We start from the raw sequence: 13,629 nt of genomic DNA, 5'->3' as shown, positions 1-13,629 counted from the left end.
TTTTATTTTGTATGCCCTTTCTTACAGAACATTCCCTTATTTCGAAATGATGGATCATATATTTTTATTCAATTTGTAAAAAAACAATTGACAGAATACTCAATAAAGTTATAAGATTATAAATGGAAAATAAATGAAGGAGGTGTGCGTAATGATTGTAATCGTAAATGTAATGGGTTTAGCTCTGTTAAATGGCAGAAAACATTTATATCATTACGCAACCCGTGCGGATATATAGGGCATTTTTGTCTTATAAAAAGCGTACGTTGCGTATATCGTAACGTACGCTTTTATGCATTTTTGTGCATATCGTCAAGCGGCGGTATGCTTTTTTTTGTTTATTTTCCATGTTACTAAATAAAACTTTGGAAGGTGGAAAAATGTGATGAGATTGTATGGGTTACGAAATGTAAATGTAATGGGTCTGGATAGCGGATAAAGAAATGAGAGATAAATGAGAATGAGAAGGGAGAGATTACATTGTTTTCAGTATTACTAAAGTTAAAGTGGTTTTTTAAGGAGCACTGGAAGAGATATAGTATCGCCATTGGAGCTCTTTTAATTGTGAATATAGTGGAAGTTATCCCCCCGAAAGTGTTAGGGGTTACGATAGATAATATAAAAACAGGAACGTTATCGAACGAAGCTATTATACAGTCTATTCTTATTTTAATTGGGGTTACGATAGTTGGATATGGCCTCACTTTCGTATGGCAACATCAATTGTTTGGCGGTGCATTCGTGCTTGAGAAAACGATGCGCTCTAAATTTATGGGGCATTTACTTAAGATGACGCCGACGTTTTATCAAAAAAATCGTACTGGTGATTTAATGGCGAGAGCAACGAATGATTTAAAAGCAATCGCTATGACAGCTGGTTTCGGTATATTAACGCTCGTAGATTCGAGTTTATATATGCTTACGATCGTCTTTATGATGGGATTTACAATTAGTTGGGAGCTTACATTTGCGGCACTTATACCACTTCCAATTATGGCATATGCGATGAATATATATGGAAAGAAATTGCATGAAAGATTTACAGTTGCGCAAGATGCGTTCGGTGATATGAACGATAAAGTATTAGAATCGATTGCTGGCGTGCGTGTTATTCGTGCGTATGTACAAGAGAATGCAGACCAAGAAAGATTTCATCATTTAGGAGATGACGTCTACGAAAAGAATATGAAAGTAGCTAGAATTGATGCACTATTCCAGCCAACTGTAAAAATGCTTGTCGGTCTTAGTTATTTAATTGGTTTAGTGTATGGCGCATATCTTGTATTCCAATCAAAGGTGACACTTGGTGAACTTGTGTCCTTTAACGTGTATTTAGGGATGATGATTTGGCCGATGTTTGCAATTGGTGAATTAATCAATGTTATGCAAAGAGGAAATGCGTCACTCGACCGTGTAAATGAAACGTTAGCGTATGAACCAGATGTAAAGGATCCGAAACATCCAAAGCTTGTACAAGAGCCGGATTATATTCAGTTTGATGATGTTACCTTTTCATATCCTTCATCAACTGAAACAAATTTAAAAAAGGTTTCGTTTACATTAAAACAAGGGGAAACGCTTGGGGTTGTTGGAAAAACAGGAAGCGGAAAAACGACGCTCGTACGTCAGCTTCTTCGCCAATATCCGCTTGGAGATGGAGATATTGCAGTCTCTGATGTGACGTTAGATAAAATGACGAATGAAAATGTGCTTGGGTGGATTGGTTATGTACCGCAGGAACATATTTTATTCTCAAAAACAGCGAGGGAAAATATTTTATTCGGAAATAGGGAAGCGACTGAAGAGGAACTCGAGAAAGCGATTGAAATTGCAGCGTTTAAAAAAGACTTAGAGTTTTTACCAGAAGGGTTAGAAACGCTCGTCGGAGAGAAAGGTGTTTCTTTATCAGGAGGGCAAAAACAAAGGATTTCGATTGCACGAGCTGTTATTCAAAATCCAGAAATTTTAATTTTAGATGATTCTTTATCAGCTGTTGATGCTCGTACGGAAGCAGCGATCATTGAAAATATAAGAAGAGAAAGAAGCGGAAAGACGACGATTATTACGACGCACCGTTTGTCAGCCGTACAACATGCGGATTGGATTCTCGTTATGGATGAGGGAGAAGTAATGGAAGAAGGTACGCATGATCAGCTTATCCAAAAGGGAGGCTGGTATGCGGAGCAGTTTGAAAGACAACAGGGTGAAAGTGAAAGTGCGGATAGTGGGGTGAAAATATGAGCGTTTCAAAACGATTGTTTCAATACGCGATGAAAGTGAAAGGGACGATATTTGCAGCGATGTTAATGTTATTTATTTTCGTTATTGCAGAGCTTGCGGGTCCTTTCGTCGCGAAAACGATGATTGACGATCATATCGTTGGAATAGAGAAACCTTGGTATGAAACAGAAAAGAGTGACGAGGCTGTTTCGTATAATGGTGCCTTTTATAAGCGAAGCGATCGCTTCCAAGAAGGTGAGAAAAAAGGAAAAGAAGTACGCGTGATGCAAGTCGGTTTTCAATATTACTTTGTGCCGAATAAAGTGAATGCTGAAGGATCACGTACTGTAAAAGGTGATATGATTACCGTTCAAAATGGTAAGGCGGTGCAAGTGTATAAAGCGAAAGCATTAACGAAAGAAGAAGTATTTGCGTTTTATAAGCCAGAAATAAACCGCTTATTATTACTTGGTGGAGGCTATTTTGCTTTATTAGTAGTCGTTTCATTATTTGCATACGGAAAGCAATTTTTCTTACAGAAGGCAGCGAACAAAATTATTCAAATTATGAGGGAAGATGTCTTTTCTCATATCCAAACGTTGCCGATTCGGTATTTCGATCATTTACCAGCAGGGAAAATTGTATCGCGTGTAACGAATGATACAGAGGCTATTCGTGATTTATATGTAACGGTGCTTGCAACATTCGTTTCAAGTATCATCTATATTATTGGGATATTCGCTGCGCTATTTTTACTTGATGTAAAATTGGCGACGTTATGTTTACTCATCATCCCAATTTTAATTGTTTGGGCTATTTTATATAGAAAGTACGCGTCTGTATACAATCATAAAATGCGTTCGCGTTTATCTGATATTAACGGAACAGTGAATGAATCCATTCAAGGGATGCCAATTATTCAAGCGTTCCGTCAAGAGCGTGAAACGAAAAAAGAGTTTGAAGAATTAAATGGCGATTATTTTAAGTATCAAAATAAAATTTTGAATTTAAATGCAGCAACTTCTCATAACTTAGTAGGTGTATTAAGAAATATCGCTTTCACAGGTGTGATTTGGTATTTCGGTGGTACTTCATTAAGTGCTACAGGCGTCATTTCTCTAGGGATACTATATGCGTTCGTTGATTATTTAACACGATTATTCTCACCGATTACAAATATGGTGAATCAGCTTGCTAACTTAGAACAATCGCGCGTTGCATCAGAACGTGTTTTTGAATTGTTAGAGGAAAAAGGGGAAGCAGTAGAAGAAGAACGTATACCTCGCTTACAAGGAAATGTGAAGTTTGATAATGTGTCGTTTTCTTATAATGGAAAAGATGAAGTGTTAAAAAATATTTCATTTGAAGCGAAACAAGGCGAGACAGTCGCACTTGTCGGTCATACTGGCTCAGGAAAAAGTTCCATTATGAATGTACTTTTTCAGTTTTACGAGTTTGAAAAAGGAAAGCTTACGATTGACGGTCATGATATAAAAGAGATGTCGAAACAAGCAACTCGTGAACATATGGGAATTGTACTGCAAGATCCGTTTTTATTTAGCGGAACAGTAGCAACTAATGTTAGTTTAGAAAATGAAAATATTTCAAAAGAGCGCATCGTAAAAGCATTGCGTGATGTAGGTGCTGAAAGATTTGCGAACAATATAAATGAAGAAATTACGGAGAAAGGAAGTACACTTTCAACCGGAGAACGTCAGCTTATATCGTTTGCTAGGGCGCTCGCTTTTGACCCAGCCATTTTAATTTTAGATGAAGCGACATCTAGTATCGATACAGAAACAGAGGCGATGATTCAACAAGCGCTAGAAGTTGTGAAAAAAGGAAGAACGACATTTATTATCGCTCACCGACTTTCAACAATTAAAAGCGCAGATCAAATTATCGTGCTTGATAGAGGGATGATTTTAGAAAAAGGGTCTCATGATGAATTAATGAAAAAGCGCGGGCGTTATTACGATATGTACAAAACGCAAATGGAAGGGAATCAGAGCGCTTAATAGGTATGGGGAGGAACTTGTGATTTTCACAAGTTCTTTTTTTAGTGAATCAGGACTGTTAAATAAGAAGTATTATTTTACCTTTCGTACAATAAATGCTATATTAAAAAATGTTACTTATTTTTTGTATGTAGCGTTATTTTTCCCTTTTGTTTGATTATGAAGAAAAAGGATAAACTAAATAAGAACATTTTCATTGAAAAATTGTTCAAGATTGCATACAATCAATATAGTTTTTAAATTCCTATCAGAATACTTGGAGGATTACCATCATGAAGAAATTATTTTCAGTGCTTGCAGTAACTACATTAGCGATCGGGATTGTAGCCGGCTGCGGTAAAGAAGAGAAAAAAGATACAGCTAGTCAAGACGCGTTACAAAAGATTAAACAAAGCGGCGAACTTGTAATTGGTACAGAAGGTACATACCCACCATTTACGTTCCACGATTCAAGCAATAAATTAACTGGATTTGACGTTGAACTATCAGAAGAAGTTGCAAAACGTTTAGGAGTAAAACCTGTATTTAAAGAAACACAATGGGATAGCTTACTTGCTGGTTTAGATGCGAAACGCTTTGATATGGTTGCAAACGAAGTTGGTATTCGTGAAGACCGTCAAAAGAAATATGATTTCTCTAAACCATACGTTTCATCTTCAGCGGCATTAGTTATCGCAAAAGATAAAGATAAACCTGCTACATTTGCTGATGTAAAAGGATTAAAAGGAGCACAATCTTTAACAAGTAACTATGCAGATATCGCTAAGAAAAATGGTGCGGAAATCGTTGGTGTAGAAGGATTTAGCCAAGCGGCAGAACTATTAGCTTCAGGACGCGTTGATTTCACAATCAATGATAAATTATCAGTATTAAACTATTTAGAAACGAAAAAAGATGCGAAAATTAAAATTGTAGATACAGAAAAAGAAGCTTCAGAAAGTGGATTCTTATTCCGTAAAGGTAGCACTAAGCTTGTACAAGAAGTAGATAAAGCGTTAGAAGATATGAAAAAAGACGGTACGTATGACAAAATAACGAAAAAATGGTTTGGTGAAAATGTATCTAAGTAGTGCATTGATTTCAGATCGATTGTCTACTTGGATAGATATTATGCAGACTTCCTTCATGCCTATGCTGAAGGAAGCTGTTTTTACGACAATTCCATTAACGCTTATTACATTTATTATCGGTCTTATACTGGCAACGTTAACGGCGCTTGCACGTATTTCAGGTAGTCGTATTTTACAATGGATTGCTCGTATCTATGTATCTATCATTCGCGGAACGCCACTTCTTGTACAGTTATTTATCATTTTCTATGGTCTCCCAACTCTTAATATTGAAGTTGAGCCATATACAGCAGCAGTTGTTGGATTTTCATTAAATGTCGGTGCGTATGCATCTGAAATTATTCGTGCTTCTATCCTTTCGATTCCGAAAGGGCAGTGGGAAGCAGCTTACACAATTGGGATGACATATCCGCAAGCGTTAAAACGTGTTATTTTACCACAAGCAACGCGCGTATCAATTCCGCCGCTTTCGAATACATTTATTAGCTTAGTGAAAGATACTTCATTAGCATCGTTAATTTTAGTAACAGAAATGTTCCGAAAAGCGCAGGAAATTGCGGCAATGAACTATGAGTTTTTAATTGTTTATTTTGAAGCAGGTCTTATTTATTGGGTTATTTGTTTCTTATTATCAATCGTACAACAGATGTTAGAAAAGCGTTCAGAACGCTATACATTAAAATAATCCTTTTACAAAAGGAGTTTTTGTTTTTATGATTTCAATTCAGCACTTACAAAAAAGTTTCGGAGATAATACCGTACTAAAACATATAGATTTAACAGTTGAGAAGGGTGAGGTTGTTGTTATTATCGGGCCGTCTGGATCTGGTAAAACGACATTCCTGCGTTGTCTTAATGTATTAGAAACGCCAAACGCTGGTAATATTCGTATCGGTAATAAAGAGCTTAACTTCTCTCAAAAAGTAACGAAGAAAGATATTGTCAACCTTCGTACGCAAACAGGTATGGTATTCCAGCACCATAATCTATTCCCGCATTTAACAGCACTTCAAAATGTAATGGAAGGGCTTGTTACAGTGAAAAAGATGGGGAAAGAAGAAGCAAAGAAAAAAGCAAACTATTTCCTTGAAAAAGTGGGTCTAGCAGATAAAGTGGATTTATATCCGTTCCAATTATCAGGCGGACAACAACAGCGCGTTGGAATTGCGCGCGCGCTTGCGATGGAGCCGGAAGTGTTACTATTTGATGAACCGACGTCAGCACTTGATCCTGAACTCGTTCAAGAAGTTCTGAAGGTCATGAAAGAGCTTGCTAAAGAAGGCATGACGATGGTCATTGTAACGCATGAAATGCGTTTTGCACATCAAATTGCGAACCGTGTTATTTTCATGGATGGCGGTGTCGTTGTCGAACAAGGTACACCAGAAGATGTATTTACAAATCCAAAAGAAGAACGTACGAAGAAGTTTTTACAAATGTTGCAATAAAGTGAAACTTTAATCAGTGGGGGTTTTCTTCATCCCCCACTGATTATCAGCCCTCACCAATCGGACTTTTATGGGCAGTTGATCCCCCACCTAACTTCTTCGCTTTCGCTGAATTTTGAGGTGGGGGTCTTACTGCCCATTAAAGCGGGATAAATGAAGGAAGGTCTCAAGGCATATGCCTTGAGACCTTTTTGCCATATATATTTATTTGTGGAATCCGCCAAGGCTTTGCTCAGCCATTGCAACTAGACGTTTTGTAATTTCGCCACCAACAGAACCGTTAGCACGAGCTGTAGAATCTGCTCCTAATTGTACACCAAATTCTTGAGCGATTTCGTACTTCATTTGGTCGATTGCAGCTGTTGCTCCTGGTACTACTAATTGATTTGAAGAATTTTGGTTTGCCATAGGAATATATCCTCCTTAGAGTTATAAAAATTTTTTTGGTTGGACTAGCTGGAGTTGAACCAGATTATCGCCCCGTTTGGCGCTAATCCATCGGTAATTAAGTTTGTACTCATAGTATGGATGTTACCTAGAAAGATATACGAAATAATAATTTGTAAATTTTGTAAAAAATCTTAGTGATTTCGTAAATTATGAAATAAGAGTAATCGTTTTATTTTTTAGAAAGAAGGTAAAACTAAGAGCGATATGAAATATATTTTTCTTTTTGTATCCTGCTAATTTGAGGAGAATGTAAGTAAGAATGGGGCAAGCTGCTCCTATACGTAGCTAGATACAATTATATGGAGGGATCGTGATGGGAATTTGCCCGCTTTGCAACGCATTAGAATCACAAACATATTCTTGTCAAAATTGCCAAAGTATACTCCAAGATTATGGGAAGGCTGTAGATTACATAGACGATTATAGTGCGTATATGGACCAAGAATTATTAAGTGCAGTAGATGGATTGACACATAATAATTCAAATGAATATTGCAATCATATTTTTTATTGCGGAGTATGTAACGTGGAAACAGAGGTTGTAGTAAAACTTGTGTAAATAGAAAACTTCCACCTTATGAATGAGGTGGAAGTTTTTGTTTTTGTATTTGTGAGTGAATCATAGGGGACGGGATATGCTCGTTGTTTGAGGCAATCTCTGATTTTATTTGAGACATTTTTTCTTTTGTATCGCGCAAAGAATGTTCAGTTAAGTAGATGGCATATTCGTAAAATAATTGGCGCGTTAGTTCACTTTGTTCTTTTAACTTGGCATCTTGGAATACAGTTCGCCCTGGTTTAGAGTTTGCTTCAAAGAGCCATGGGTTTTCCTGTGTGTCTAAACCGATATCAAAACCGATTTCTCCGATATTTCCGGTTACTTGTTCATCGAGCGCGTAACTAATTTGTAAGGCGGTATGTTTTAACTTATTTTCAATTTGAACTTGTTTCGTTGAATCTGGAAAAAGTTCTTGCAGCAATTTTGTATCGCCACCGCTATTTACATGCGTTGTTAAGCTACCTTTGCCAGCAATTTTTGCCACGATTGCACTGACCATCCATTGGCCGAAATGATTTTTATTTGTATGAATGCGGAAATCAACAGGTTGCCCATCGAAGCGTAGCAAGGAGATACCTTGTTGTACGATAAACTTTTTTAAATCATGTCCTTTTAACACATGGTTCAGAAGTGTTTCTAATGATTGGTACTTTCTTAGTTTATTTTCTTCATTTTCGCGATAACGACAGTAGTAGCAATTCTCTGTTTGGGAATAAAATATTTGATGAATGTTTCTACCGAAGCTACCATGAATCGGTTTCATATAAATGGATTTATACGTTCCGAGAAATCGTTCCACTTGTTCGAAGTGCTGAAATGTTTCTGTGTTTGGTAATAATGGCATAATGGATTCATCTTTCATAAGAAGTTGATGCACTTCCCATTTATTAAAAAAACCTGGGTTAAACCATGGAATCGCATAGTCATGCTCTAGCTTTCTTTTTGCTCTTACGATCGGTTTATAATTTTCGGCTTTCCGATTTGGTAATCGATCGTAAATGACATTCGGTAAAGGGACTTTTTTCTTTATCCATTTTTCCTCTTGAAAGAAATACCCTTCAATTGTTTCGTCTTCCCAGTCTATATGTTGCACACCAAAAACGAATACAAATGGTCGTAAGGTGAATGGTGGCGTTAGTAACTCGCCAAGAGAAGTTGAACGGTTCCCTAAAGGATTAGAAGCGTCATCGTTAAAACCAGTTGTGAAAATCCCGATTAATGGTCCGAAAATAATTGTTTGGTTTTGTGTGAATGCATGGATAGTAGTGGAATGAGGCAGTAAAAGTTTCTCTGCAATTTGTTTTCCAATAATGATTTCGCGAGTAAAGGAATAATGAATTTTTACCTCTTCACTTGCAACATGGCGTAGGCCGAAGGAAAGGGATGTAATTGGTGGTGTGATGGAAAAAATATAAGGTAAAGTAATACTATTTGGATGTTCATCTGAAATATTTAACGTATATATGTGCTCTTTCAAAATAGACTTACCCCCTTTCTTTATGGTGTAAAGCGACTAAATTGTAATGGTCCGTGATATATTTTTTCGGCTAATGAACCACTATGGCGAATGTAATGTTCGTAAGGGGGAATTGTGTTGACATACATAAGCCAAATTGCCCCTTTTTGATCCATAATAGTGGAAAGCTCTAGCTCGAATAATGAAGAATAAGATGCATCTAGCGTTTGAAACACTTCATTTATAATGTCTTGTAAAGCGTCTTGTAACAATTGTACACCGGTACTAGATAGTACGTATTTAATTTTTGAAAATGCATGCAGCGAGGAATCATCTGTTGCCGAAAGTAAAAGTTGATTCGGAAATGAGCTTTTTTGTATAAACTGACCGATAACGTTCCACTTCTTTTCTTTATTTTTTTGTAAAATGGTTCGAATATGGAGTGGGTATGTTAATTGATTTGGAGGTTGCAGCATTGTATGCGTGATGTAACGTGCTGATCGTATATGAGATTTGTACCAAGATATAAATTCATCAGTCCGTTTAATTGGAGTAGAAGTATGGTAGGCGTCATTTATCGTATCAACATGAAACGTTTTATTTTTATAAACGACCCGGTACAAACTTTCATTGGAATGTGCGTTAGTAGGACGTATAATAATATCTTTTGTTTTTAATAACAGTTTGAAAACGTTGTGTATCGTTGCTATTTCAAATTTTGGTATATAAGGAGATAATTTTTTATTCGTGAGAAATACATCATGTAGTTTGCTTAAGTCAATGAGTGTGTTATTTAAAAAGGTAGTGGAAGGACGGTTGTGTAATGAGTGAATAATTGACTTTGCTTTTTCGACGTCTGTTTCCTCGTTAAAAGAAAAACGATCGTATATATAAGAAGGAATAGGGAATATTTGCTCTTTCCATTTTCCTGTATCCGTATCATAAATCAGACCAGAAACAAGATCTGTTTTAGGATCAATACCAAATGGCGTAAACTGGGCAACGACATTATGATAAAGCCGAGCGCGTTTAGCGATTTCGGTGTAATACGTTTGCTCATAATGAGGGTGAGAAGTTAAAATACCGAGAACCAACGAAATCACTCCTTTACTAACAAAATGTTGGCATAATAGGCGAAGCTATATATTGCAAATACGTTTTTATACCATTATACTTTTGTCCGTATGATGATATGCTATAGTTTTGGAGAAGCGAAAGGTTGATTGTAATGAATATATGGTTAAGTATGTTAACGACGACAGGGCTCGGAGCAATTATTGGAGGATTTACAAATCATTTAGCGATAAAAATGTTATTTCGTCCTCATCGCCCTATGTATATTGGGAAGTTTCAAGTGCCATTTACACCAGGATTAATTCCGAAGCGCCGCGATGAGCTTGCTGTTCAATTAGGGAAAATGGTTGTAGAACATTTGTTAACGCCAGAAGGAATCGGCAAGAAGTTAACAAATGAAGAGTTTCAAAAAGGTTTAATCCAATGGGCACAAGTAGAAGTGGATAAAGTAATTACGAATGAACAGTCACTGCGACACATGTTAGAAAAACGGGACGTAGCGCATGTAGAAAAAGAAGCAACTGAGAAAATCGAACAGGTGATTACAGAAAAGATTCAGGCATTTTTAGAAGAGTACTATACATATACATGGGAACAAGCTTTACCTCATTCTGTTCATGAGAAAATAGAGAATGCGATTCCAAATGTTTCGGCATTTATTTTAGGGCGAGCAACTCAGTTTTTTGAGAGTGAAGAAGGTAAAGCACGTCTTTCAAAAATGATTGATGATTTCTTTGCTTCTAGGGGAACGCTACTTAACTTAGTCGGAATGTTTTTAGGGAATGTAAGTGTAGTGGATCGTGTGCAGCCTGAGGTTATTAAGTTTTTAGGGCAAGATGGCACAAAGCAGCTTTTAACGGATGTACTGCAAAAAGAGTGGGAGAAGTTAAAAGGAAGAGATGTAAAAGAATTAGAAACGTTTGTAGAAAAAGAAATGATTGTAAGCTCTATATTGTCAGCAGTTAAAGTTGAGGAAACTGTGAGTAAATTTTTAAACCAATCTGTGCAGAAAGTATGTGAGCCAGTTCGGGAAACAATTATTGAAAAGATAGTCCCAGGCGCAGTAACGAAAGGTTTGGAGTGGGGGGCAGAAAACGTAGAAAGTATACTACATAATCTACACTTAGCGGAAATTGTCCAACAAGAAGTGTCTACATTTTCAACGGAGAGACTAGAAGATTTAGTTCTGTCCATTACAAAAAATGAACTAAAAATGATCACGTATTTAGGTGCCTTATTAGGCGGAGTGATTGGAATCGTGCAAGGGGTATTACTGTTGTTTCTGAAATAATAAAATACGTACATACAAATAAAAGTGAAATTTCTTCACATCTCTTGCATAGTTTGATATGGTAAGAAGAGGTGCGTATGTAAATGCACGTAAAAGGCAGTGCGTATGAAAAGCGCTAGCCTTCTAAAGGAGGAAAATAAAATGACAAAAAACATTCATGATGTAGCATATGAATTACAAAAAGCAATCGCTGAAAACGATGACTTCAAAACTTTAAAAGAGAGCTACGCAGCAGTTCAAGCTGATGCAGCTTCAAAGAACTTATTTGATGAGTTCCGCACAATGCAACTTAGCCTACAACAAAAAATGATGCAAGGCCAAGAAATCACTGAAGAAGACAACCAACAAGCACAAGAAGTTGTAGTTCGCATTCAACAAGATGCTAAAATTACAAAGTTAATGGAAACTGAGCAACGCTTAAACGTTGTAATCGGCGACGTTAACAAAATTATCATGAAGCCACTTGAAGAATTATATAGCACGCAACAACAAGCGTAATAGCGGAAGACGCCCCTGTATAGGGGCGTCTTTTTTGTTTAGGGAATTTGATAGTTAGACAACAAAACCTCACTTTCAAAATAGCTATTTTGAAAGTGGTATGTAGTACATCCGTTAATTCTTTTTATTGCTGTTAATTGAAGTTTTAATGTTTTTTTCGTTTAAAAACTTTTCAATCTCTTTTTGTTTCCGTCCATTAGCTTTCTCAAGGTGCTTCGTAAAAGAAAAATCGGCTTTGAATAAGTTACCATCTTGGGCGAGTTTGTTTAATTCTTGATCTAGTTCTACGAAAATAGCCGTAGATGATGACATAAATTCATAGATTTCTTTTGAAGGTTTTTTATAATCAGTAGGTAAATTATTATTACTAATAAACTCATGGAAATTCATATCGTTTTGTTTCGCTAGATCGATTAGTTTTTGTAATTTTTTTCGATCGGAATCAGTGAAATTCTTATCAGGAGTTGTTGAGGCAAGTGGAATGATGTTTTCAGATAACTCCCAGCTATAATCTATATAATCTTTTATATTTTTTCTCATTTCATCTTCATTAATAGTTTCATTCTTTTTTGAGGAAGTGAATATAGTTTCCGGAATTTTAACCGTAACATCTTTAATAGATTGTACATCGTTTTCTTCCTTAGGTTGCGCACTGTTTGAACAAGCTGATAGAAATAACATTGTAAGTAGCATGAGTGAATATAAAGTATATTTCTTCATTTTAGTCTCCTTTTACATTCATTAGTGTCTTTGTAAAATAGCTATATTCCATTTCAAATACTTTACTAAAAGTGCATATAGATGTTTTATCATTTGATAACATATGACGGATATGAGTAAACCGACGCAAAAAGCGATAAACACATTATAAACATCGGAGTAACTAATTTGATGAAACCCTGTAAAAAATCCTAACCCTATTAATAAAATAGGGGAAATGATTAATACTGGAGTGGCAATGATAAGTGCTAGAATAATCGGTAATAAAAAGAGTAGTACGAAAAAGGCGACAAAGATAAAGGCAAAGTTTAAAACACTTAAGCTCATAACAGAAAATAGTGCAGTTATCATATTTTTGAAGCTGCGTTTCTTGTCAGCATTGCTTATTGCATAGGAAACATTCAGTTCTTTCGCGATCATTTTAGGGTTTCCTAGTTTTTTAGCAATTTCTTCTTCACATTTTCCGTCTTGTTTACCACTAATAAAATGAGTTTCATATTCTGAAATAATATCCTCCTTTTCTGAATTAGGTATATTCCGTAGGTAGGAACTAAGTTGGCTTAAAAACTCACTTTTGTTCATTGCGATCACTTCCCTTTATAAAATAATGAATTATAGCTGAGAATCCGCTCTTTGTTGAGAGGGGGATATACTAACTACGAATGTCATTCCAATTAATGGGTGTTCCAATATTTACAAATATATCATTTAGTAGTGTTCTTTACAAGGTACTATTATTTTTAAAATACTGTGATGAGATGGAAGTTTTTTAGATTTTTTCGAGAAAATATAAAAATATTATTTTAGGATAAATAAAGGGTTGTA

Annotated in this window: 13 protein-coding genes; 8 read left to right on the top strand and 5 right to left on the bottom strand. The window is 36.0% G+C overall.

Going from position 1 to position 13,629, the window contains the following annotated elements; all coding sequences use genetic code 11:
* The first annotated feature begins 480 nt into the window (after nt 1–480).
* The 5 genes from FH036_RS10680 to FH036_RS10660 all read left to right on the top strand — a co-directional run bounded on the left by FH036_RS10680 (nt 481) and on the right by FH036_RS10660 (nt 6,756).
* Nucleotides 481–2,241, top strand: coding sequence for an ABC transporter ATP-binding protein (locus FH036_RS10680; RefSeq protein ID WP_044791265.1), 1,761 nt, complete (start codon nt 481–483; stop codon nt 2,239–2,241).
* Nucleotides 2,238–4,238, top strand: coding sequence for an ABC transporter ATP-binding protein (locus FH036_RS10675; RefSeq protein WP_139895729.1), 2,001 nt, complete (start codon nt 2,238–2,240; stop codon nt 4,236–4,238). Before FH036_RS10680 ends, FH036_RS10675 begins: the two co-directional genes overlap by 4 nt.
* 272 nt (nt 4,239–4,510) lie before the next feature.
* Nucleotides 4,511–5,308 (top strand): amino acid ABC transporter substrate-binding protein, encoded by a 798-nt coding sequence (locus FH036_RS10670; RefSeq protein ID WP_000732860.1) that lies wholly within the window; start codon nt 4,511–4,513, stop codon nt 5,306–5,308.
* Nucleotides 5,295–5,993 carry an amino acid ABC transporter permease gene (locus tag FH036_RS10665; protein WP_002091752.1) on the top strand — a complete coding sequence of 233 codons (699 nt, stop codon included), beginning with the start codon at nt 5,295–5,297 and terminating at the stop codon, nt 5,991–5,993. The genes FH036_RS10670 and FH036_RS10665 overlap by 14 nt, the downstream gene beginning before the upstream one ends.
* Before the next feature lie 28 nt (nt 5,994–6,021).
* On the top strand, nt 6,022–6,756 hold the full coding sequence (locus tag FH036_RS10660) for an amino acid ABC transporter ATP-binding protein (protein ID WP_000623609.1): 735 nt from the start codon (nt 6,022–6,024) through the stop codon (nt 6,754–6,756).
* A 204-nt stretch (nt 6,757–6,960) separates the two neighbouring features.
* Here FH036_RS10660 and sasP read toward each other — a convergent pair whose 3' ends face one another.
* Nucleotides 6,961–7,164 (bottom strand): small acid-soluble spore protein, SasP family, encoded by a 204-nt coding sequence (sasP, locus tag FH036_RS10655; RefSeq protein WP_000013338.1) that lies wholly within the window; start codon nt 7,162–7,164, stop codon nt 6,961–6,963.
* Nucleotides 7,165–7,519: 355 nt separating this feature from the next.
* Here sasP and FH036_RS10650 point away from each other — a divergent pair, with 355 nt between their 5' ends.
* Complete coding sequence (locus FH036_RS10650; RefSeq protein WP_000510468.1) at nt 7,520–7,765, top strand: hypothetical protein; 246 nt, start codon at nt 7,520–7,522, stop codon at nt 7,763–7,765.
* 16 nt (nt 7,766–7,781) lie between these two features.
* On the opposite strand, the gene FH036_RS10645 is transcribed toward FH036_RS10650, so the two are convergent.
* Nucleotides 7,782–9,242 carry a YheC/YheD family endospore coat-associated protein gene (locus tag FH036_RS10645; protein ID WP_000658079.1) on the bottom strand — a complete coding sequence of 487 codons (1,461 nt, stop codon included), beginning with the start codon at nt 9,240–9,242 and terminating at the stop codon, nt 7,782–7,784.
* Nucleotides 9,243–9,262: 20 nt separating this feature from the next.
* Nucleotides 9,263–10,315, bottom strand: coding sequence for a YheC/YheD family protein (locus FH036_RS10640; RefSeq protein WP_000242716.1), 1,053 nt, complete (start codon nt 10,313–10,315; stop codon nt 9,263–9,265).
* Nucleotides 10,316–10,449: 134 nt separating this feature from the next.
* Between FH036_RS10640 and FH036_RS10635 the strand changes: the two genes are divergently transcribed.
* Nucleotides 10,450–11,586 (top strand): DUF445 domain-containing protein, encoded by a 1,137-nt coding sequence (locus FH036_RS10635; RefSeq protein ID WP_139895728.1) that lies wholly within the window; start codon nt 10,450–10,452, stop codon nt 11,584–11,586.
* Between the two features lie 141 nt (nt 11,587–11,727).
* Nucleotides 11,728–12,084 carry a YlbF/YmcA family competence regulator gene (locus tag FH036_RS10630; RefSeq protein WP_000164608.1) on the top strand — a complete coding sequence of 119 codons (357 nt, stop codon included), beginning with the start codon at nt 11,728–11,730 and terminating at the stop codon, nt 12,082–12,084.
* A gap of 114 nt (nt 12,085–12,198) precedes the next feature.
* Here the strand turns inward: FH036_RS10630 and FH036_RS10625 are convergent, their stop codons facing one another.
* Together FH036_RS10625 and FH036_RS10620 are read right to left on the bottom strand one after the other, a co-directional pair.
* Nucleotides 12,199–12,804: an NDxxF motif lipoprotein gene (locus tag FH036_RS10625; protein ID WP_139895727.1), complete on the bottom strand. Its 606-nt coding sequence runs from the start codon at nt 12,802–12,804 to the stop codon at nt 12,199–12,201.
* Between the two features lie 21 nt (nt 12,805–12,825).
* Nucleotides 12,826–13,386 carry a DUF1700 domain-containing protein gene (locus tag FH036_RS10620; protein WP_139895726.1) on the bottom strand — a complete coding sequence of 187 codons (561 nt, stop codon included), beginning with the start codon at nt 13,384–13,386 and terminating at the stop codon, nt 12,826–12,828.
* Nucleotides 13,387–13,629 lie beyond the last annotated feature (243 nt).

Source organism: Bacillus sp. CD3-5 (assembly GCF_006349665.1).
In the GTDB taxonomy this organism is placed as follows: Bacteria; Bacillota; Bacilli; order Bacillales; family Bacillaceae_G; genus Bacillus_A; species Bacillus_A paranthracis.
The sequence above is the reverse complement of the archived record's forward strand: the minus strand, read 5'-3'. Positions and strand labels throughout refer to the sequence as shown.

What these genes read in the sequence shown, in the direction of transcription:
- FH036_RS10635 (WP_139895728.1), top strand. Translation starts at nt 10,450, where the DNA reads ATGAATATATGGTTAAGTATGTTAACGACGACAGGGCTCGGAGCAATT.
- FH036_RS10630 (WP_000164608.1), top strand. Translation starts at nt 11,728, where the DNA reads ATGACAAAAAACATTCATGATGTAGCATATGAATTACAAAAAGCAATC.
- FH036_RS10660 (WP_000623609.1), top strand. Translation starts at nt 6,022, where the DNA reads ATGATTTCAATTCAGCACTTACAAAAAAGTTTCGGAGATAATACCGTA.
- FH036_RS10670 (WP_000732860.1), top strand. Translation starts at nt 4,511, where the DNA reads ATGAAGAAATTATTTTCAGTGCTTGCAGTAACTACATTAGCGATCGGG.
- FH036_RS10650 (WP_000510468.1), top strand. Translation starts at nt 7,520, where the DNA reads ATGGGAATTTGCCCGCTTTGCAACGCATTAGAATCACAAACATATTCT.
- FH036_RS10625 (WP_139895727.1), bottom strand. Translation starts at nt 12,804, where the DNA reads ATGAAGAAATATACTTTATATTCACTCATGCTACTTACAATGTTATTT.
- sasP (WP_000013338.1), bottom strand. Translation starts at nt 7,164, where the DNA reads ATGGCAAACCAAAATTCTTCAAATCAATTAGTAGTACCAGGAGCAACA.
- FH036_RS10620 (WP_139895726.1), bottom strand. Translation starts at nt 13,386, where the DNA reads ATGAACAAAAGTGAGTTTTTAAGCCAACTTAGTTCCTACCTACGGAAT.
- FH036_RS10675 (WP_139895729.1), top strand. Translation starts at nt 2,238, where the DNA reads ATGAGCGTTTCAAAACGATTGTTTCAATACGCGATGAAAGTGAAAGGG.
- FH036_RS10665 (WP_002091752.1), top strand. Translation starts at nt 5,295, where the DNA reads ATGTATCTAAGTAGTGCATTGATTTCAGATCGATTGTCTACTTGGATA.